14 protein-coding genes and 1 tRNA gene are annotated in these 20,985 nt (G+C 44.1%); 1 reads left to right on the top strand and 14 read right to left on the bottom strand.

Going from position 1 to position 20,985, the window contains the following annotated elements:
- Positions 1-19: 19 nt before the first annotated feature.
- The 12 genes from U0033_RS02115 to U0033_RS02060 all read right to left on the bottom strand — a co-directional run bounded on the left by U0033_RS02115 (position 20) and on the right by U0033_RS02060 (position 16,621).
- Positions 20-2,941: a SusC/RagA family TonB-linked outer membrane protein gene (locus tag U0033_RS02115; protein ID WP_322518531.1), complete on the bottom strand. Its 2,922-nt coding sequence runs from the start codon at positions 2,939-2,941 to the stop codon at positions 20-22.
- A gap of 389 nt (positions 2,942-3,330) precedes the next feature.
- On the bottom strand, positions 3,331-4,287 hold the full coding sequence (locus U0033_RS02110; protein WP_072358220.1) for a DUF2167 domain-containing protein: 957 nt from the start codon (positions 4,285-4,287) through the stop codon (positions 3,331-3,333).
- Between the two features lie 226 nt (positions 4,288-4,513).
- The gene (pflA, locus tag U0033_RS02105) at positions 4,514-5,299 is read right to left on the bottom strand and encodes a pyruvate formate-lyase-activating protein (RefSeq protein ID WP_083571395.1); all 786 of its coding nucleotides are present in this window, start codon (positions 5,297-5,299) and stop codon (positions 4,514-4,516) included.
- 90 nt (positions 5,300-5,389) lie between these two features.
- Complete coding sequence (pflB, locus tag U0033_RS02100) at positions 5,390-7,624, bottom strand: formate C-acetyltransferase (RefSeq protein ID WP_072358222.1); 2,235 nt, start codon at positions 7,622-7,624, stop codon at positions 5,390-5,392.
- A 240-nt stretch (positions 7,625-7,864) separates the two neighbouring features.
- Positions 7,865-8,593 carry a peptidase associated/transthyretin-like domain-containing protein gene (locus U0033_RS02095; protein WP_072358224.1) on the bottom strand — a complete coding sequence of 243 codons (729 nt, stop codon included), beginning with the start codon at positions 8,591-8,593 and terminating at the stop codon, positions 7,865-7,867.
- 288 nt (positions 8,594-8,881) lie between these two features.
- The gene (locus U0033_RS02090; protein WP_072358225.1) at positions 8,882-9,721 is read right to left on the bottom strand and encodes a VOC family protein; all 840 of its coding nucleotides are present in this window, start codon (positions 9,719-9,721) and stop codon (positions 8,882-8,884) included.
- 34 nt (positions 9,722-9,755) lie between these two features.
- Positions 9,756-10,163, bottom strand: a complete 408-nt coding sequence (locus tag U0033_RS02085) for a hypothetical protein (protein ID WP_072358227.1) — start codon at positions 10,161-10,163, stop codon at positions 9,756-9,758.
- Between the two features lie 29 nt (positions 10,164-10,192).
- Positions 10,193-10,396 carry a hypothetical protein gene (locus U0033_RS02080; RefSeq protein ID WP_072358229.1) on the bottom strand — a complete coding sequence of 68 codons (204 nt, stop codon included), beginning with the start codon at positions 10,394-10,396 and terminating at the stop codon, positions 10,193-10,195.
- 9 nt (positions 10,397-10,405) lie between these two features.
- On the bottom strand, positions 10,406-11,176 hold the full coding sequence (locus U0033_RS02075) for a DUF5995 family protein (RefSeq protein ID WP_072358230.1): 771 nt from the start codon (positions 11,174-11,176) through the stop codon (positions 10,406-10,408).
- A 140-nt stretch (positions 11,177-11,316) separates the two neighbouring features.
- The gene (locus tag U0033_RS02070) at positions 11,317-14,556 is read right to left on the bottom strand and encodes a glycosyltransferase family 117 protein (protein ID WP_072358232.1); all 3,240 of its coding nucleotides are present in this window, start codon (positions 14,554-14,556) and stop codon (positions 11,317-11,319) included.
- Between the two features lie 189 nt (positions 14,557-14,745).
- Positions 14,746-15,579 carry an SAM hydrolase/SAM-dependent halogenase family protein gene (locus U0033_RS02065; protein WP_072358234.1) on the bottom strand — a complete coding sequence of 278 codons (834 nt, stop codon included), beginning with the start codon at positions 15,577-15,579 and terminating at the stop codon, positions 14,746-14,748.
- A 229-nt stretch (positions 15,580-15,808) separates the two neighbouring features.
- Positions 15,809-16,621, bottom strand: a complete 813-nt coding sequence (locus tag U0033_RS02060) for an SDR family oxidoreductase (protein WP_072358236.1) — start codon at positions 16,619-16,621, stop codon at positions 15,809-15,811.
- Between the two features lie 164 nt (positions 16,622-16,785).
- Between U0033_RS02060 and U0033_RS02055 the strand changes: the two genes are divergently transcribed.
- Positions 16,786-16,858: transfer RNA gene (locus U0033_RS02055), tRNA-Lys, on the top strand.
- 462 nt (positions 16,859-17,320) lie between these two features.
- Here the strand turns inward: U0033_RS02055 and U0033_RS33205 are convergent.
- Both U0033_RS33205 and U0033_RS02050 read right to left on the bottom strand, forming a co-directional pair.
- A complete protein-coding gene (locus tag U0033_RS33205) occupies positions 17,321-17,395 on the bottom strand; it encodes a hypothetical protein (RefSeq protein ID WP_407654251.1) in 75 nt (24 codons plus the stop codon).
- A gap of 54 nt (positions 17,396-17,449) precedes the next feature.
- Entirely contained in the window at positions 17,450-20,842 is a 3,393-nt protein-coding gene (locus U0033_RS02050; RefSeq protein WP_072358238.1) for a T9SS type B sorting domain-containing protein, read from the bottom strand.
- Positions 20,843-20,985 lie beyond the last annotated feature (143 nt).

Genomic DNA, 20,985 nt, shown 5'->3' with positions numbered 1-20,985 from the left:
TGTCAATGTTTTTTAAGGGTCAGAAATCTACACCAACATGGAAGCTGGCTCTCTTCGATGCAGGGAAAGGCATTACATCCACGCCGGTAGATAAACCATTGCTACCGCGACTAGAAGAAGTGCTGATCGTATTGCTGCCAAAATTGGAGACTTCCGGATCATAGCCTACATAATTCGTCCATGTAAAGAAGTTATTCGCTGATACACCCAGGCGTATACCGGAAACAGTTTTGGTATTTCTCAAAGGAATATTGTAGTACAAACCGATTTCCCTGACACGCACATAACTGGCATCCTGCACATAAATGCTGGCATCGCCGGCACCTAAGCGGTATACACCTGCTTTCTGTCCGTTAATGAGATCATCATAATCAAAAGAGGTAGCCCCCGCATCTGTCAACAATTGCGTGAGGTTAATATTATCACCGCCTTTCTTCCAATGCACAAGGAAACGCAGTGACCAGTTCTTATACAAAGTCACTTCGTTGAAGAAGCTCATCTGGAACTTAGGCTCCGAATTACCGATCAGCCGCAGATCACTGCCCACGGTACCCTTGATCTGGGTAGCAGGCTGCCCTTCTTCGAGATAGAAAGTACCGAGTGAGTTACCAAAAGCACCGATAGCATAAGGAGGAATCACCAGCCTGGTTACCTTGCTGCGGTTGAACCACCAGTTGATAGAAGAAGTCCATTTGATATTGGTTTTATTTACCGGCACCAGGTTCAGCCCTATTTCCACGCCCTGGTTTTTCAGGTCACCACTGTTCTTCCATTCTGCGCTATAACCGGACGATGCCGGCAGAGAGTGGCGTAGCAGCACATCCTGGATCCTTTTATTATAATAGGTGACTTCGAGACTAATACGTCCATTCAGCACACTGATGTCCAGACCTGTTTCGAATTCTTCCTGCGTTTCAGGTTTGATATCCGGGTTGCCCTGCAGGTTATCGACCAGGATACCTGGCAGGCCACCGATATTGCTACCCAGCATGCCGGTGAATTTACTGCTGTAAGGTGGTACGTTGCCTGACTGGCCATAGGCCGCCCTGATCTTGAGGTTGTCTACATTCTCCATCGACCAGCCTTTCAGTTTAGTGAAATTGAAGGAGAAAGCGCCCTTGGGATATACATAGTATTTCTTATAATCACCATTGTTTGTAGATCGGTCAAAACGTACACCACCACTCAGTGTCAGCGCATCAATAAGGGAAAGATCTTCCTGGATGAAAATACCATTATCCCTGAATTTGGAACGGAACTGGCGGGTAGTGGTATTCGCACTGGCATCCACGTTACTCTGTCCCGCTACGATGTTAGTCGCCACGGTAACGATATTATCAAAGTAACCGGTTTCCAGGGTAGCACCCACAGTACTCGTCAGGCTCACCGCTGGCGAAGGCGTAAAGGTATTGGCAAGGAAACCTCCCAGGTTCGTATTCATGTTATTGGTATTCCCCTGGATGGAATGCCCCTTGTTGCTCCCTTCTTCAAACTGCAGGTCACGTGGGAACAGGGCCATGGTTTTATAGTTAAAGAAATCTACCCCACCACGACCGATAAAGCGGGTATGTGAACGCTCGTTTTGTTGCAGGTGTACTTCCAGGTTACCACCGCCTACAAAACGGTTTGTCGTTTCATTGTTCGTCATCTTGTCGCGGGTCTCCAGAGGATTAGACGCTGCAAAAGGATTGCGGGGATATTCGCCGAGTGCATTTGGATGCAGGTCTACGAAATTGGGTGTGGAAGAAAGTGCCACACCATAGCTCACGCCATTGTTATCATTGTTGGTTAAGCCCCTGTCGGCAGAAGAATAAATATAGTTTGTAGTGACACCAAATGAAACCCGGTCACTGAGTTTATGGTCAATATTAAAGCGAACGGAATTGTTGAAATAACCGGTGCCTTTAACGATCCCTTCTTCCTGGCGGCGGTTGCCTGAGAGGTAGAAAGTTGTCTTGTCTCCACCTCCACTCACAGCCAGGTTAGTATTGAGTACCTGCCCTGTCTGACCAAACATCTCCTTTTCGTAGTCGAAGATCTTTCCTGCATTCTGAGCAGTGTTGAATTGGGTTTTATAAGCCTCTCTTTTGGCGATTACAGCCGGATCGGTATTGTCTGCGCTTCCGGCAAGATCGGCCGCCGTTTCGGCTGTAAATGGCCTTACACCCATCAGGTGCCGAACCTTCACAAAACCCAGTTCCTGGTTCAGGCTCACTTTTGTTTTACCGGTCCTCCCTTTTTTCGTGGTAATGATCACCACACCGGCGGCAGCTTTGGCGCCATACATAGCGGCAGCCGAAGCCCCTTTCAGGATTTCAATATTTTCAATATCCGTGGGATTGAGGTCTGCGATACGGCTGGAGGGGTTGTCCTGATTATTGGGGTTACCGGCAGTAGCAGCACCGGTTACATCATTGAGTCCGGCGGGAATACTGCTGTTATTAAAGAAGATCCCGTCTACTACATACAAGGGCTGTGAGTTGCCAAATACAGAAGTGATACCCCTGAGTTTGACAGTAAAGCCTCCTCCGGGTGCACCGGAATTGGCAGAGACCAGGGCCCCTGGTACCTTACCGCTGAGGGCAGCATCGAAGGTCTGGGCCGGGGCTACACCACTGAGTTGATTAGCGGAGATAGTGGCAACGGCGTTGGCCAGGTTACTCCTTTTGATGCTGGTAGCGGCACCGGTTACTACGACTTCATCGAGGTGTGCAAGATCTTCTTCCAGCGTAAGATTGTAAACAGCCTGGTTAGCAGTTAAGCGGATAGTCTGGGTTCTGTACCCTGTATAGCTGATCACTAACGTGGTGGCGCCGGCGGGAACGGCGATGGAATATTTACCGCTTGCTTCGGACAAGGTACCCCTGCTGGTATTGGGCACCCGGATGGTGACACCTGGTATGGGCTGACCGTTTCTGGCATCTCGGATTTGTCCGGTCACATTTTGCTGCGCGAATAATGCGTAAGTACTGAATAGGCAAAACAGTAGCAGCAAGCTAATTTTTTGCAAAACCATAGCTTGAAGGATTTAGATGTGAGTTGAAATTGACTGGTTACAGACTACAAATTGTTCTTGATAATTTTGGTCGTTAAATAAAGTGGTGCTTCCTGCAAAATAGGTTCAACACTGGATCGGGGTTGCAGGGGATTATTACTCATACATCGAATCAATGCAGCAGATTACGTAAATTTTTAGGGTTTTCGTTTTTTTTATTTGGGGGGATTGCCTTATTTTTTATAGGATGTGTACTAATACTCTAAGTTAAATAAAAAGACCTGACCAGTTGGCCAGGCCCTTTTGGGTATTTGTGTTGTGATTGGGACCTTAATTTATTCTTCTTCTTTCGTTTCTTCGACAGGTTCTACAGGTGTATATACAGGCGCTTTCTTCCTTTTAAACATATTCCTGAAAAACCCACCCACAGCGGCCAGACCTAAAAGGATAAACTTCCAGAACACCGCTGCATATTTAGCAATGATTGCAAAGAAGCCCACTTTTGCCAGCACCTTTCCAGCTACCAAACCACCAATTGTCCAGGCAGCGATCTTATCGATCTTTGGATCGAAATCAGCGTAGGTATTTCCTTTGGTGAATTTTCCAATCTGTAATATTTTATCAATATCAGCTTTCACCATGGGCAATTCATTCATGGTACATACTGCATTCATGTTCAGTACACCCTGTCTTCCCAGCACCCGCACTTCGTAGTTCAGGGTATGAGGCGTTGATTCACCAAATTTCAGTTCTTTGGCCCAGTGCAATACTTTATGCTCCTTATCATAGAATGGTGTAGCAGCCCAACCCACCATATGAATAGGTTCGTAACCATTCTTTATCCTTTCAGGATTTGTTTCGTCCTCATCTTTCTGAATTGATTTCAGCAGATCATCGTAATTGATCTTTGCTGCATCATGGTCTTTTACAAAACCGATAGAATCAAAGCGTACAATGAAAGCATAACCTGATGAATCAAAAGCATCACTGTTCGCCGGGAAAATCATTCCCAGGATATCTTCCGCTACAGAGGGCGGATTACCCCATATATCAGTGAGCATAAATTTACTCTGCGCTGCATCCAGGAACCTGAATCCTGCCGGTACATTCATCTCTATCTTTCCATCAGCCAGGTGTATAATGCCTGTTTGGTACTTTGTCGCCAGCCTGACAGAGTCTACATATTTAAGGTATTGTTTTGCATGCATGACAGTTGAATCATCCACGGGGTCTGCAGCCTTAAGGCCGGCTGCCAATAGGAGTAGCCCGGCCAGATACAGGAATGTTCGCATATACAGATATAATAATTAAGCCCTGTAAAAGTGAGAATAAATTTGGTTGCCGTGGAATAAAATGGACGGAAAATGGTTTGCTGAGGACGGATTTAATTTTTAAAATTACAGATGATGACGCCCCTTTGATGAAGACAGGCTTTTATATGACGACGGAAAGTTTTGGGTACAACAAAACATCCTCCTGCAGGCAGGAAGATGTACCATAAGTAAAAAATATTGCTGCTTATTTCAGCACTACATTGTTAAAGTACTTATTAAATATATGTAAGGCAGTCTTTTTACCTTCGAGGGTCGGTGCTTCCAAACCTTTTAATGGATAATCCATTTTCAGCAGATCCCATTTGTGGCTGCCTAACTGATGGAAAGGAATGATTTCTACCCTGTCCACTGTTTTATATCGTGTAAAATGCTTGGCCCATTCTTCCAGGAATTCCACCTGGTCAGTCCAGCCGGGCACCAGTACATACCTTAACCACATGCGTTTACCGGTAGATTCACGGTGAGCTGCAAGGTCCAGGGTATTCTTATTGGTCAGACCAGTGAGTTTATGGTGCCATTCATCATTGATGTGTTTTACATCTAATAATAAGAGGTCGGTATGTTCGAGTAATTCGTGTGTGGCAGGATCGTTCAATCGTCCATTGGAATCCAGGCAGGTATTGATACCGATCGTGTGTAATGTTTTAAAAAAGGTAGTGATCTTAGTGCGTTGCAGCAGTGGCTCGCCTCCGGAAACGGTGACACCACCGTCTTTTCCAAAATAACTGCGCTGTCTGTCAGCTCTTTTTACTAATTCATCAATGCCGATCAGTATACCGCCTTTTACATCAAGCGTATCAGGATTCTGGCAATAAACACAGCGAAACTGGCATCCCTGAACGAAAACAACCATTCTGACGCCTGGTCCGTCATGTGTTCCAAATGTTTCCAGGGAATGAATGCGAAGGTGCTCCGGATCATCGAGGTTTAGCGCGGCGGCCTCAATGTCCTGCAGTGGAAAGTACAACATATTCTTAAAAAGGAAGGTGCGATAGATGACGAAAGACATAACAGCGGACCGCACAAACGATCCGCTGTTGTCTTACTTAGTCCCAATTGATCACATACTCTCGTGGAAAGTACGTGTTATCACTTCAAGCTGATGCGCCCTGGATAAGCGCACGAAGTTTACAGCATAGCCGGATACGCGGATGGTCAACTGAGGATAATTCTCAGGGTGCTCGTAAGCGTCCATCAGTGTTTCGCGGTTCAGCACATTTACGTTCAGGTGATGCGCCATTTTGTTAAAGTAGCCATTCATGGTAGTCACCAGATTGTTAATCTGTTCATCTCTTGTATCACCCAGTGATTTAGGGATCATAGAGAAGGTGTTTGAAATACCATCCTGTGCATCTCTATAGTCCAGTTTACAAACAGAGTTCAGGGAAGCAATAGCTCCGCTACAGTCTCTGCCGTGCATTGGATTAGCGCCTGGTGCAAAGGCTTCGCCTTTCTTACGTCCATCAGGAGTAGCACCTGTGTTACTACCGTACATTACGTTGGAAGTAATGGTCAGCAATGACAGGGTTGGTTTAGAACCCTTGTAGGTGTTATGTTTACGCAGCTCTGTGATGAAGAAGTGAGTGATTTCTTTTGCAATATTATCTACTCTGTCATCATCGTTACCGTATTTAGGATATTCTCCTTCGATCTTGTAATCTACGGTCAGGCCACGATCATCTCTGATAGGTGTAACCTTTGCATATTTGATAGCGGAGAGAGAGTCAGCAATGATAGAGATACCAGCAGCACCGTAAGCGATATCGATACGTGGATCGGTATCTACCAGTGACATCTGGGCTCTTTCATAATAGTATTTATCATGCATGTAGTGAATGATAAACATTGCTTTTGCATACACTCTCGCCAGTTCAGTCAGTGTTTGTTTAAACACACTCATTACCTGGTTGTATTCCAGCGCACCTTCAGGCAGTACAGGAATGTTTTTGATCACTTCCAGACCGTCGATTTCTTCTTTACCGGCGTTCAGGGCAATCAGCAATGCCTTAGGCAGGTTTGCTCTTGCACCAAAGTGCTGGATAGATTTACCAATTTCCTGGTAGGATACGCAACAAGCGATACCATAGTCATCAGAACCACGGGTACCTCTCATCAGGTCATCGTTTTCGTACTGGATGGAAGAAGTATCGATAGATACCTGTGCACAGAAACGTTTGAAACCTTCTGGCAAACCATCAGCCCACAGTACAGTCAGGTTTGGTTCTGGTGAAGAACCCAGGTTGTACAGGGTTTGCAGGAAACGGAAAGAAGTTTTGGTTACTTTGGTACGGCCATCATGCAGGGTACCACCAAGCGCTTCAGTTACCCAGGTAGGGTCACCACCAAAGATCTCGTCGTAGCTACCTGGACGCAGGTGACGTACTAATCTCAGTTTCATTACAAACTGGTCAATGACTTCCTGAGCTTCTTCTTCAGTGATCAAACCAGCTTTCAGATCTCTTTCGATGAATATGTCGAGGAAGGAGGACACATTACCCAAAGACATTGCAGCACCATCCTGTTCTTTAACAGCTGCCAGGTAAGCAAAATACACCCATTGAACAGCCTCACGTGCATTTTCAGCAGGGCGGGCTACATCACAGCCATACGCTGCGGCCATGGTGATCATGTCTTTCAGTGCACTGATCTGAGCATTGATCTCTTCACGAAGACGAACTTTGTGTTCAGTCATTTCGCCACCAATTTTGTTCAGATCGTTCTTTTTGAACTTGATCAGCTGGTCAGCACCATACAGGGCCAGGCGACGGAAGTCACCGATGATACGGCCACGGGCATAGTTGTCTGGTAAACCTGTCAGCACGTGCTTAGAACGGAAAGCTCTGATTTCACTGTCATAGGCATTGAATACACCCTCATTATGGTTTTTAGCATAATTGAAAATGTCAATAACTCTGTCAGAAACGGTCAGACCTTTTTCCTTAACAGCAGATTCAACGAGCTTGATACCACCAAATGGTTTCATAGCACGTTTCAGCAACTGGTCTGTTTGCAGGCCAACAATCACTTCATCATCCTTCTTAATATAGCCCGGCGCAAAGGCGGTCATATTGGAGATGGTTTCTGTGTCAATGGCCAGAACGCCATTGTTTGCTCTTTCTTTGAGCAACTCTTTTTTAACGACATCCCACAGGCGGTTAGTTTTTGCAGAAATGCCGGACAGGAATGAAGCATCACCCTGGTAAGGTCTGATGTTTTTTACAACGAAATCATATACGTTCATTGCAGTATTCCAATCACCTGATTTGAAAGGAACAGCGGTCACATCTTTTATCATATCCTTGAATTTTATTTATTCTCTAGATAATGATACAAAGTTAACCCGTGGAGCCTGCGGAAACAGTGTTCGTCGTCAGTTTGAATGGTGATTATAGTTGCAGGAATTGCGTTTTGTTTCAATTGAAGTTGCACTTGGTTTCATTTATTGTTATTGGAATGCAATGAAATTTACTAATTTAAACAAAAAAAGGAAAGGCCTTGCGTCTTTCCCTTTTGTATATTTTTTAGGATGCCCTTCTTAGGGATGTTCTTTTTTCCATTCCGAACTGAAATACGATCCCCAGCCTTTGATATACTCATAGAATTCGTATTCATTTTCAAAACTTAACAGCATCTCATAAGTAGGCCGGTACCTGACCATAAACGTGTCCAGGGCAGGTGATTGCAGGCCGGTCAACTCCCTTACCAATGGCATATTAAACCGATGTGTAATATATCTATCCTGTTCAACAGCTATCAGCTGCTGGCGGAAGTGTTCCATCCGTTTTGCCTTACGGATACTAAACAGGGCGTCCAGGTTCACCCCTACGCCACCCATACCGGTAGCAATGTAGTCCTGGTTGAAATTGAATACTTTCTTATACTCCTCCCTGAAATCGGTGGAATCCTCTTTATAGCTTTTATGTTGTACTTCTACAGTAGGCAATACTTTGATATCTACATGCAATCCAATGTCGAAGGGGCGGTTCACGTTAATTTCTGCCACGGGAAATTTCATGGTGGCCTTTCCCTGGTAGGAAAAACTCAGGGAATCTTTTGTCGCAATGCGAATGGAATAATGCCCCATGGAATCCGTGACAGTACCGCCGCCGGCTGAATTCATTACGCTCACCCCAGCCATTCCGTACCGCTCCGTACGTTCATACACGGTGCCATTGACCCGCACTACCTGAGCAATAGCGAGCTTGTGAAGTGCGAGCAGCAAAATAATTAATCCGAATGTTTTGTGTAGAATTCTAATACTCATCAGAGCACAATCTATTACAGCCCGGAAAAACAAACAAGAAACTGGTAAATATTAACAAACAATTGTATGGGAATCCTGGTAGAACAGGGCACGTCTATTGGCTGTCTATAGTGTTAAAAGTAGATAAATACGCCACGATAAGGTCACTTCAATATCCCGGGGATATTGAAGTGACCTTATCGTGGCGAAGAGGTACACTTTTAGTGCACCTTTAGCATAAGCGTCAGGCTATAGAATGGCTATAGTTTACCTTAGTAAAATTGGAACTTTTAAAGGCTCAATTCACGCTTATGCATTCTCCAGCTCCGTGTAAATCAGCTTTTTCATTTTCATCAGCGCATTCAGTACCCGCTGAAACTTAGCCGGATCAGACATCCACTGGCCCAGCTTGTCAGGCACGATCTGCCAGCTGACCCCGTATTTATCCACCAGCCATCCGCAGGCTACCTCATGGCCTCCGTCGGCAACCAGTCCATCCCAGTACCTGTCTATTTCAGCCTGGTCCTTACAGTTTACAACCAGGGAGATAGCATCCACAAAGCCAAATCCATGATCAGCAGAGCTATCCATGGCCATGGTTACGAATTGCTTGATTTTGAACTGGGAATGCTTTACAAAATTCGTATTGTCTTCTCCCTCACTGTATTTCAGGATCCCCTGCAGGGTGGAATCCTCGAACAGGTCCGTATAGAAATGTACCGCCTCTTCTGCCTTGCCGGCTTTATCGCCGGTAAACATCAGGGTTGGGCAGAATTTCTGGCTGGCGTCGTTTTTAGCACCTGTATAGAGTTGCCAGGAGATACCGAATTGATCATGTACCCAGGCGTATTTAGGGCTCCAGGGGTATTTGTCCAGGGGCATAAGGGCGCTGCCGCCCTGGATCAGTTTATGATAATAAGCTTCAGTGTCTGCTTCATTTTCACTCAATACCATGAATGAAATAGATGGATTGGGGGTAGATGCAGGCCCGTCGTTGAGTAACATAAATTGCTGTCCACTCAGTTTGAGTGTGATGACGATTGGGTTGGAGCTGGTAATGGAGCCGTCTCCGAAGGTATCTAAGTAAAAGTCAGCCGCCTCCGCAATTTTGCCCTTGATAGTGAGACAAGGGTAGATGGAATTGTTCATGATAAGCGATTTTATGTAAATTCTAAAGGGTGTACTAGGCCATTTTTACCATACAGCGACACAAATCCATTCGCTTATACCACTCAATGCAAAAGCCCTGGGGATCGATCCCCGGATCATGGATGAGGTGTTGAAAAGCATTGCCAATAGCGGGAATATCCTTCATATAATCATGAACATCCATAAAGAGGTATTCCCCTTTAGGGATCACTTTGGTTTCCAGGTGGTGTTTGGAGAATTCGCCCGGATGCAGCTCTTCTGCGGCTGCTTTGTAAAGGATACGACCATCTGCTGCCGGCCAGGAAAGACCGAAATACTTCCTTTTTTCGTCAAAGGGTGCTAAACTATGCAAGGTCTCATGGGCCTGCTTTACACCTTCAGGAAATGAACTGGCTGTGACACAATAGACAAGTATATCGTTTGGTAATGTCGTTGTTTCCATAAGGTAAACATACAACCATTAGCAACGGTTCAAAGGGGGTAAAAAAGACAAATAACAGGTAAAATGCGACACGCATTTGCCCGGCGCATCCCCTCTTCCGTACCGGCATGCACAACTGCATAACGCCCACCACTACCCGCTACTTCCACCGCAAGTTTGAGTTCACTTACCGTAAATGTAGGTGCAGGTGTCTTGTTCAGGCCCCAGCGATAATCAGCGTACAACCTGATCACATACCCAGGTTAATGCACTTTTATGTAGGTTTTCTGGTAATCTCTTAAAATGGTGGTGATCCTGGATGGATTTTTCAACTCAAACAAATGAATGATAAATACAGTAAGCCTGATAAAACCCTTTGTAGTAACGATACTCCCACCCAGCTTATTAATATCCTGATCTCTTGAGGCGATAGTATTCCCGTTATTGAACAGGTCTTCAGCAAAACACCAGGCGCCATCCCGCGCATTGCTGAGCGCAAACTGTATTAATAAGGAGTTATTCCCCGAATGTTTTCCCAGTAGGGATAATAAGGGAGAGATCCGGTTCAGCTCATTAATGACCTCGTAACTCAGCGCTGCAAGGATCGTATTGATACTATTAAAATCCTGGTGGATCTGTTGCAGGGGGATATTATATTCCCTGGCGATGTCTACGACTGCAATGCCCAGGTCAAGGTTGATGTGGGCATTCATACCAAGCAACAGGTGCTGCAGCACTAATACGGATCGCTTTTGCAACTGGGTAAATGCTATTTGCCAGGAGAGGGAAACGGCCGGTTTATTCTTTGCGGTCCATTCATCATAAGCGGTGATATAACGGTTTGCAAAAACCACGTCCAGCTTTTCCATTCTGGGGCCATCCTGAAATTCCCCGGAGGCAATTCCTTGTTTGACACGGCAGGTAACTTTGTGATATAAGGCGGCGAAATAGCCGGCTCTGTTGTCTGTGGTGATGGAGTCTGAGATGATTTGCTCCAGGCGGAGGATCACTTCGTCAATAGTTTGCGCGGGCATGTTGTGGGGGCGATTTTGATTGCTGTTAATGTGGCACTAAGGTACTTAAAAAACTCCTGCTTACGCCACACGCTGCGCTGAAACAAAAAATCCCCGGCTCAGCAAAGAACCGGGGATTGTGCTTACGCATTCAAATATTATTACTGGGCAGAAGTATCATCTGTACTAATTACACTGCCACCTGGAACATCCAGCTGCGGACGGTGAGTAGAATCGCTAAAGTCCGCTTTCATTCTATCAAGTAATGAAATGAACTGTTGCGCCATCTGACCATCGCGTTGCAGATCACTGGTGATCCTGTTCTGTGGCAGACTACGATAGTAATCCAGCTGCTGTTTACAATCCTTTTTAATCAGGCTTGCAATTTCCTCAGCCTTCTTCTTATCGCCAGCCAGGTAGTAAGCATATACAGTCTGCATAGAGCTGTAGTTATGCATCTGACTTGGTGTTGTCATTGCGTAAGGGAAAGTACTCTGCAACAGGTTGCTATCTGCTTTATTCAACGCCAGCAATGCCTGTTCTTTCTTGTTATCCAGTGCCAGTGCAGTACCCAGACGGGTATATGCATTTCTCAGGTATTGCAGCAGTTTACGGTTAGGTTCGTCGAAGTAAGTAGTTGGAATATTTGCACCACCGAAGGTGAATTTACTCATCATTACATCGTACATCACCGGCACGTTCACATTTTTCTCAGCACCCATCGGATCATCGCTTTCTTCCTTCTTCAGCGGAACCAGGCGGTAGGTCAGACCATCCATACGGAGGTAGTCGTTCAGACCCAGGTCGGTTGGGCTGGTGAAGTAGATAGGACGCTTCCAGCCCTGGGTAGCATTGGTAGCAATGATATCCAGTGCAGCCAGGTCATTCTTCAGCAGGTAATTTTTGTTTACCACGAATGGCAGCTGCGGCAGGATACGTGCGCTGTCGGATGGACTTACAGTTTTGGATGCCATTACTGCAGCTTTATCAACCGGGATGAACAGCTTTTTCACGGGCAGGTAGTTCATCTGGTCATTCGCCTGGGTAGTAACCATTAAGCGGGGATCAGTGGAACCCATGAAGTCAATTACTTCTTTCAGGTTATAGAACTTATCCTGCGGGAAGTTACCACCATCGTAGAACTGCACGTAGTTGTGGCTTTCACCACGGTATTTGTCAGCAGACCAGCTCATTGGGATCGCCGGACTCTGGTTTATTGCCTGGCGGGCCTGATCGATATACCAGTCAACACCGAGTAAGCTCAGGTTGATCACACGTACATCGGTACGGATGCCTTCTACTTCCTGTGCGAACCACAGTGGGTAAGTATCGTTATCACCTACGGTAAAGAGGATGGCATTCGGTGCGCAGGACTCAAGGTAGTCAGCTGCTACGTCTTTAGCGATCGTCTTGGTAGAACGGTCATGGTCATCCCATTCCTGTGCACCCATCAGCACCGGTACGGCCAGGATACAGATAATGGTCGCCAGTGGCGCAGCAACAGCCAGTTTTGTCTTATCCTTCAGGAATTTATAAATTGACAGCACACCCAAACCGATCCATACGGCAAATGCATAGAATGAACCTACATAAGCATAGTCACGTTCACGTGGCTGGTTACCAGCCTGGTTCAGGTACAATACGATCGCGAAGCCGGTGAAAAAGAACAGCAGACCTACTACCAGGGTATCGCGGCGGTGGTATTTATAATGATACAGCAGACCGAAGATGCCTAAGAGAAGTGGCAGGAAGAACAGGGTATTATGCGCCTTGTTGTTCTTCAGGGAATCTGGCATCATAGACTGATCACCATAGAAGAAATTGTCGATGAAAGAGATACCGGAGATCCAGTTACCATCTCTCACGTTACCATAACCTTGTGTATCATTCTGTTTACCAGCAAAGTTCCACATGAAGTAACGGAAATACATGAAGTTAACCTGGTAACCCAGGAAGAATTTCACATTGTCGACAAAAGTTGGCTTTTCTCCCTGTTGTAAACCCAGGAAGTTACGATAGTATTCAGCATGACCCTGATCGTTAGACGCATCCCACACACGCGGGAACAGCATCTTATCGTCTGCCGCATAAACAGGTTCCTGTTTTTTGCCGGCAACTACATATTTAGATTTACCATTTTCATCCAGGCCACGGGCATAGATGTTACTGGTTTCTTTATATTCAGTAGGACGGGCGGTAAATACCTGGCCATAGATCAGCGGGAAATCACCGTACTGTTCACGACCCAGGTAGCCTACCAGGGAGATCGGGTTATCTACATTATACATATCCACGGCCGGGTTGGCAGTAGATCTCACCATCGTGGTAATATAAGTTGAGTAACCCAGTAAGAGGAACAGGGTACAGTAGATCGTGAGCTTCACAGCATGTACTGCAGGAGCGGATAACAGGTTTGCACCGAACTGCCTGATCAGCCATGGAATGGCAATAACAGCAGCAGCAATCAGGATCTTAAAGAATACCATTCCACCACCATCAGAATCAATGAATGCAGGGATGAGGATTACAGAAGAGATCAGGATCAATGGACCATAGATACCGAATTTCGGATTTCTGAGGGCATATACCAGCGCTGCAACAATTGCAATAAAGTAGAAGGAAAAACCAGTAAAGAAAGGCAGGTGCAGGGTGTTCACGAAGAACACGTCCATGTAACCGGAGGCCTTGATAGTATCCTGGATAATGAATTTCTGAATCAGGCCGGTGATTGCACAACCGATCATAAACGCCCAGAAGGTACCCATTGGGGTCACTTTGTAACGTTTAAAGTAATATACCATCACAATAGCTGGGATGGTGAGGAGGTTCAGCAGATGGACACCGATAGAGAGACCCATCATGAAAGCGATGAACACGATCCAGCGGTCGGCATAAGCCTCTTCTGATTCGTGTTCCCATTTCAGGATAGCCCAGAATACGATGGCAGTGAAGAAAGACGACATAGCGTAAACTTCACCTTCCACAGCAGAGAACCAGAATGAGTCGGAAAAAGTGTAAGCGAGGGCACCTACGATACCTGCGCCCATGATAGCGATCATTTTTTCGCCGGAAATCGATTCGCCGGGTTTAACCATAAGGCGGCGGGCGAAGTGGGTAATAGTCCAAAAGAGGAAGAGGATAGTGAACCCGCTGGCGAGGGCAGACATCGTGTTAACACCAATTGCGGCATGTTTTTGGCCGAAGAAAATAATAAAGAGCCTACCCAACAGCACAAAAAGTGGCGCACCTGGTGGGTGAGGTATTTGCACCTTTGCGGCAGTGCTAATAAACTCCCCGCAGTCCCATAAGCTGCCGGTAGCCTCCATAGTCATAATGTAGACAGTGCAGGCAATGATACAAATAACCCAACCCACAATGTTGTTGGTCCTTTTAAAATTCATAGAGATGTTTTAGGTCCGACAAAAATATAAAAAGCAGCAAATTATGATAATTAGAGATAACAGTTTTAACTTTTTCTTTAATAAGTGAAAAAAAATGAAGATTTCCAGGGATTTATGGAATTTGGGGTGGAATATTTTAAGGTCATTTTAATGAATTAAGCTTTTGCTGGCCGGGCGGCCTGCAAAAGCTTAATTAAATATTACTCTGACGGTCTGGTAAAATGACAGTTTCTGGTACCCGGTATTCTGCTGACTTGTCAACTGATCTCTCCGGAACCCTTGTAAACCAAACAAACCGGCAGCATTTCCTTTGTTAATAGCAATTTCCAGGTAACCTGCCGCATTGAACATGGCTAGTTTATGCCCTTCGGGTACATCGGAATAACTTTCACTGAGGGAAGTAATCACTTCATCCCTGCGGAAAAAGATAGAAAAGTTTCTATGCTGGCGTTGCTCTTCGAACTGCTTACGGGTGATGTTCACCACCACATTTTCGAAGTTGTCGATATGGATGATCTGACCATCAATATAATCCTGCCCGGTCATGGGCTGTAAATTATTTTTAATAACGTATTCGTTTGCCTTTTCTCCCAGGTCAGTTAATTTCTTCCCGCTTTTCAGATCGTTGAAAGCCTGCGCAAAACGCTTCAGGATACCAAAGGTATCTTTCGGCTGATCTTTCTCCAGCGGTAATTTGACAACTACTCCAGGTAGTCCCTCTGCAATCATGGTAATCAGCCCGTTATCTGCGCAGGCGATATACTGACCATTGTGCTGAGCGAGCAACACATGATCTGCTTTTCTATCGAACAGATTAATGAGTACTATATGAAATGTTCCTGCTGCAAAATGGGCGAAAGCACCTTTACAGATATACGTAGCCTGCGGCAGGTTGAACGGAGAGATCTGGTGAGTAACGTCCACTAACTGAGCACCGGGACAGTCCTGCGACAGCTGCCCTTTCATGGCGCCGACGAGGTAATCCTGTAAGCCGATATCTGATGTTAGTGTTATAATGGACATTCGTAATTATTAGATTTGCTTTATCTTCAAATTTGATGCCATTGAAGTCTGGCGTTGATTTTAATGCAAAGTAAGATAATATTTAGATGCGGCAGACTGTCATTATGAAAATACTTGTTCAGATGTGAATAACTCTGTGAAGTTGAATTGGTAAGGGTTTGGGGCCTTGAATATGAAATTTGTGTGCAGTCCGGAACTGTATTAAAGTCAGTTCCGGACTGAGACTCAATTATTTTAAAGGGGAATTGGGTTCCTTCTTAAAATGGTTGTACACCAATCCATCGAGGAATCCGGGCAGCAGTTTACTCAGTAGTACGGTCAGTTTGCCCTGCCCTGTTAACACTAATGTACGTTTACGTTTAGCAATCGATTTATTGATAGCCTGTGCAACTGCTTCGGCAGTCATCAGTTTACCTTCATCAAGTGGCGTTTCACCCTGTACATTTCCCTTTTCATTCAGAGCAGTGTTGCGGATATTTGAGGCTGTAAAACCAGGACATACCCACATTACGTTTACGCCTGTATGCAGGAGTTCAGTACGCAAAGATTCCAGGAAACCCTGCATGGCAAACTTGCTGGCAGAATAACCAGTTCTGCCGGGCAGGCCGCGGTAACCAGCAATAGAAGATACACCTACAACCGTTCCCTTATTCTCAAGAATAGAAGGTAGGGCATAATTGGTACAATATACAGTGCCCCAGAAATTGATATCCATTAATTGCTTTAATACAGACAAATTGACACCGTTAAAAAGTGCACGCATAGAAATTCCTGCATTATTGATGAGGATATCTATTTTACCAAAATGCGCAATAGTTTGTCCGATAAAAGCTTTACAATCATCCTCTTTACTGACATCGGCCACATAGGTGAAAAGGGCATTCGTTTTCAGCTCATCACTCAGTGCCTGCAGGGCATCCTCCTTACGGCCGCATACGGCTACTTTGGCACCGGAGCGGAGCAGATCAATGGCGATGGCTTTGCCTATACCGGAAGTGCCACCGGTGATAACGGCTACTTTGTTTTCAAAAGGTTGTTGCATTCGTGTTTTTTTGCAGGCACAAAAATAGGCGGGATATTGGATAATACACGAATTTGTTTCCGTGGAGCAGGTAAATTTGTGAGTATGTTTTAAAAAAAGTTGCTAAAAAGTTGGGAGATATTAAATAATTCCTATCTTTGCACTCCCGAATACAAAACGGGTAAGATTCCGTAGCTCAGTTGGTAGAGCAATACACTTTTAATGTATGGGTCTTGGGTTCGAGTCCCAACGGGATCACAGAGAAATTAGAAAGCTTCAGGTTCAAGGACTTGGAGCTTTTCTATTTTAAGGAATTCTCCACAGCAGCCTGACTACGGATCAAGTTCTAAGACTTGGAGCGTTTTTTCTTCTGGTGATTTCTCATATTATCTTCATTATCAATTGTTAGCAAGGTTCGATTCTTAGTGGGTATTTGAATAGACAGTGCCGGTTTTGAACCACATCCTTCTTTTAATTTTTTATACAATTTCTAATGTCTTATTACCAGATAACTCAAATGCGCAGGTTTTGTTCTAGCTGAGTTACTATATCAGTAATCCGTTATAATTATCTTAAATGAACGCTACAGTATGTTCGCAGTCTCTTTTTAATAGTAATATTCCAACTGGTTCATTATCGCCCTCAGTCGCATCCTCTTTCTTAATAATTAAGATATAAGTTCATTTGGCGCACATCAATATGATGGATCTTACCTCTTTTTTAATCAATAAGGACAAAACATTTTAGCATGCAATGATAAAATAATAAGTCCAATCGGAAATGTTTACCACCAATACTGATGTGATATTGTCTGGCAATAAAAGCAAATATTTTTTAACAATTTAAAAATCATTTAATCAGTAATACACTTCCCTGCTTAACAAACGCTTTACCTAAAAGATCTTTACCACTAATGATATAAACATACGTACCTGCAGGCATCCCGGAGCCATCCCATGCTGCACTTAGAGAGTTGGAAGAAAACGTTTCAGTTCCCCAGCGGTTATATACTTTAAAATAATCAATCGATGCAATATTTACATATTTGGGACGGAACAGATCATTCTGACCGTCGCCATTTGGTGAGAATGCGGAGGGTACATATACATCGGTTTTATCCACTACTTTAACATATGCGATTGCGGATTTACTGATACATATGTCTACCGAGGCTGTGAGGTAATATTTTGTATCTGTGAATAGTGGCGGCAACATAAATGCCCCTGATTGATTCTCATATAATTTCATCATCAAGTTTGCATCCGCATAAAGTGAAAATATAGCAGGAGAAGTATAAGTGAATTTTATTTCCGGAGATTGACCTTTACCTATCACAAGAGATATATCGGCCGGGGAATCAATATCGGCCGTTACATTGTTTACTTCATAAGCCCCTGTATTCACTTTACAACCATATTTATCAGTTACTTCTAAAAAGAACTGCCCTTTCTTTAACGCTGCCAGAACATTAGCTGTTCCTAATGTAAGTCCATCGTAATCCGACCAGCGATAAACAAAAGGTGATTCTCCATTAATAGCGGGAGCCGCTATACTTCCATTCCCTTTGCCACAGGTTTCGTCAGTAATCGAAGGCACACTTGTTAACGAAGGGGCAGTACGCCGGGGAATATCTGTTGTATACACCAGTTGCTCACAATTATTTTGATCAGTAATATATAATGCATATTGTCCCGGGCCTATATTTATTATATTATTACCATCTCCCGGTATGTCCACATTATTGCTGGTCCACCTCAACGTTTTAACTGTACCACCCTGTATGCTATTAATTAATATTTCCCCGTCAGACTCATTACAAGAGGGGAAATGTACATCTTCATTTACTGACCAGTTTACAGGTGGTGCGGTTTCTATAGTATACCACAGGGATTGCACGCTACACGAAAGATGATTAGTAGCTGTCAGCTGATAAGTACCCGCCACTACATTACAGAGGTCCACAGTGTTGCCAACCACATCTCCTCCTTCATTACGCCATGTATAATTATCTGCACCGTTAAGTAATAAACCCTTTACGGACCCCAGCATTGTTTTACAGCCTGAAGGAGTAATAACTATATTTGTCGCATCAAGACTGATAGAGCCTGTACCCACAACATTCACTGGGGCAGCCGTAACAGACCTACATCCTGAATTATCCGTTAATTCAAGCTGGTAATTGCCCGGAGCGATATTTAACAGGTTTAACTGGTTACCCGCAACATCCGACAGATCATTTAACCACCTGAACGTATAAGGTGTTTTACCTGTTACACTGATTCCAGTGATAGCACCATTATTATTCTGACAGGTAGCTGCCATAACAACCATTGCGCTCACATTAATAGTTGGAGGCGGCTGATTATTCAGCACGATGGGGTCAGACACTGCAAAACAATCATCGGTACAATAGGCGAATAGCCTGTAAGTTCCGGCAGGCACATTTGTCAGACTTGCGTAGTTACCTACCACCTCATCCTTTTCATTCAGCCATTTGTAAACAGTCGTAAATGCATTGACGTGGTCTGTCATATTGGAGATAGATCCATTACTATCATTACAGGGCATTACAATTTTCACTTGCTCTGTAGTAATTTTAGGCACTATATCGAGAATTGTAATAGGAAACGATGCTGCAGAACATTCAGATAGCAGGTCGTTACTGATACTCGCCCTCAGAACATATTTACCCGGTAGTACATCGGTTAGTTCAGCAGTATTTCCCACTATATTTCCTGCCTCATCCTCCCATCTTACGGAAGCGGCACCGGTTACTTTAATTCCTTTAATACTTCCGGGTTTACCACACAGCACATGTGTAATATTCATCAGACCAATATCTATGGCAGCCCTTGTGAATTCTGAGGTGGACCCTTGTTTATTTGTAGCCGTAGCCACGACCTCTCCCGGGAAAGTACCCATGTATGACCATTTCCCATTTGCATCAGCAACAGTACTTCCCAAATAGACCTTCCCCTGGCACTCTGAACCGGCAGAACATTTATTTGCTTCAAATACTTCTATTACAGCATCGGGCTCACTGGTTCCGGATACAATTGTCCCTGTATAAGAAGTAATGAAAACAGTTTCTTTTGAACTGATTCCCCTTCCGTCATTACAGAAAATACTATTTTTCTTAATTGTTATATGATCATCATAGGGACAGGATATTCCACCACCGGAGATATAATTCTTTTCACTTTCCAGATCTCCCCCAACCAAGCCCTTTATATTTCTGTATAATTCTATTCCTCCTCCGTTACCTATTCTTGTAGTACCTGTTCGGTCTGTATTTACTTTGTTTCCCTGCATCAGAATATGGCCATAACCACCACCCAGTAAAAAGGAACCCTGAAGTATTTGGTTATTCTTCACTTCAATATTATAGTCATTATAACCAGTGGCTGTTATCTGCGGATAAATATTCATACTAAATGAGGCATAACCAATAACTGAACTGGCGGTATAATCACCCCCTCCTATATTATCATGTATTTTATAATTACGCTTATCTGCAGGCACCAGTGCAACATAATATTCTTCTATCCGCACATCGGTACACATGACGTTATGATCTATTTCAACATCACCAGCACCCCATAGAATAATGTCTGGTGTAGAGTAAGGGTAACTAACCCTCGTTACCCCATCTGGTAATATCCCCAGAAAATTATAGGCTATACGGATCCCTGTGCTGTTTGCAAATTCTTGCTGTACATCACTACTGATAAGCCCATCTGCCGCATTCAGTACATTTCCTTTTCCCGCAGCACCTATAACTATATTAGTGCTTTTAAAAATAGATATACAATACGCACCATTGGCATTCCCCTGGAATTCAAGGTTTAGTCCATAGATGTTTACGTGATCTGCACTTTTGATGGTAAGTATATTATAAAATCCACCGGTTTCTATAAAAGACTCTTTTAATAACCGCACTTTTGCACTACTCACACCAAAAGCTGTTCCCGGCTGTGTAGTACCATCTATCTCTATATTGGAACTAAGTGCAGGTAATTCTTCCGCAATTCTAATTGTCCGGTTATCCATAGTAGTTCCCGGCAGATTAAACAGAATATAATCTATGGTAGCAGTTCCGTTTGCATTGGCCTTACCAATAGCCTCACGTAAAGTTCCTGCCCCTGAATTTGCATTAGAGGTAACAATAAACGTATCTGCCCTTGTCTGCGTAATATGAAAGAGGGAACAAAACAAGATCAAAATCCTGAAGAAGGGATGCATAAAGGGAATAATTAAATGTGGGTATATTAAGTTAAACAAAATTAAGGAATTATATACAATTTCTAAGAATAATAGGTCTTTGCAGATTGCAGCTCTGTATTAAAATTCCCACTTCATTCATTACACCCTATGAAAAACAATTA

The sequence above is a fragment of the Chitinophaga sancti genome (assembly GCF_034424315.1).
GTDB classification, from domain to species: domain Bacteria; phylum Bacteroidota; class Bacteroidia; order Chitinophagales; family Chitinophagaceae; genus Chitinophaga; species Chitinophaga sancti.
Note: the sequence above shows the minus strand (reverse complement) of the source record. Positions and strands in the feature narration are given on the sequence as shown.

Excerpts from the sequence above, each read along its gene's own strand:
- U0033_RS02085 (WP_072358227.1), bottom strand. The coding sequence starts at position 10,163 with ATGGAAACAACGACATTACCAAACGATATACTTGTCTATTGTGTCACA.
- U0033_RS02050 (WP_072358238.1), bottom strand. The coding sequence starts at position 20,842 with ATGCATCCCTTCTTCAGGATTTTGATCTTGTTTTGTTCCCTCTTTCAT.
- U0033_RS02095 (WP_072358224.1), bottom strand. The coding sequence starts at position 8,593 with ATGAGTATTAGAATTCTACACAAAACATTCGGATTAATTATTTTGCTG.
- U0033_RS02065 (WP_072358234.1), bottom strand. The coding sequence starts at position 15,579 with ATGTCCATTATAACACTAACATCAGATATCGGCTTACAGGATTACCTC.
- U0033_RS02075 (WP_072358230.1), bottom strand. The coding sequence starts at position 11,176 with ATGCCCGCGCAAACTATTGACGAAGTGATCCTCCGCCTGGAGCAAATC.
- U0033_RS02110 (WP_072358220.1), bottom strand. The coding sequence starts at position 4,287 with ATGCGAACATTCCTGTATCTGGCCGGGCTACTCCTATTGGCAGCCGGC.
- U0033_RS02090 (WP_072358225.1), bottom strand. The coding sequence starts at position 9,721 with ATGAACAATTCCATCTACCCTTGTCTCACTATCAAGGGCAAAATTGCG.
- pflB (WP_072358222.1), bottom strand. The coding sequence starts at position 7,624 with ATGATAAAAGATGTGACCGCTGTTCCTTTCAAATCAGGTGATTGGAAT.
- pflA (WP_083571395.1), bottom strand. The coding sequence starts at position 5,299 with ATGTTGTACTTTCCACTGCAGGACATTGAGGCCGCCGCGCTAAACCTC.
- U0033_RS02070 (WP_072358232.1), bottom strand. The coding sequence starts at position 14,556 with ATGAATTTTAAAAGGACCAACAACATTGTGGGTTGGGTTATTTGTATC.
- U0033_RS02060 (WP_072358236.1), bottom strand. The coding sequence starts at position 16,621 with ATGCAACAACCTTTTGAAAACAAAGTAGCCGTTATCACCGGTGGCACT.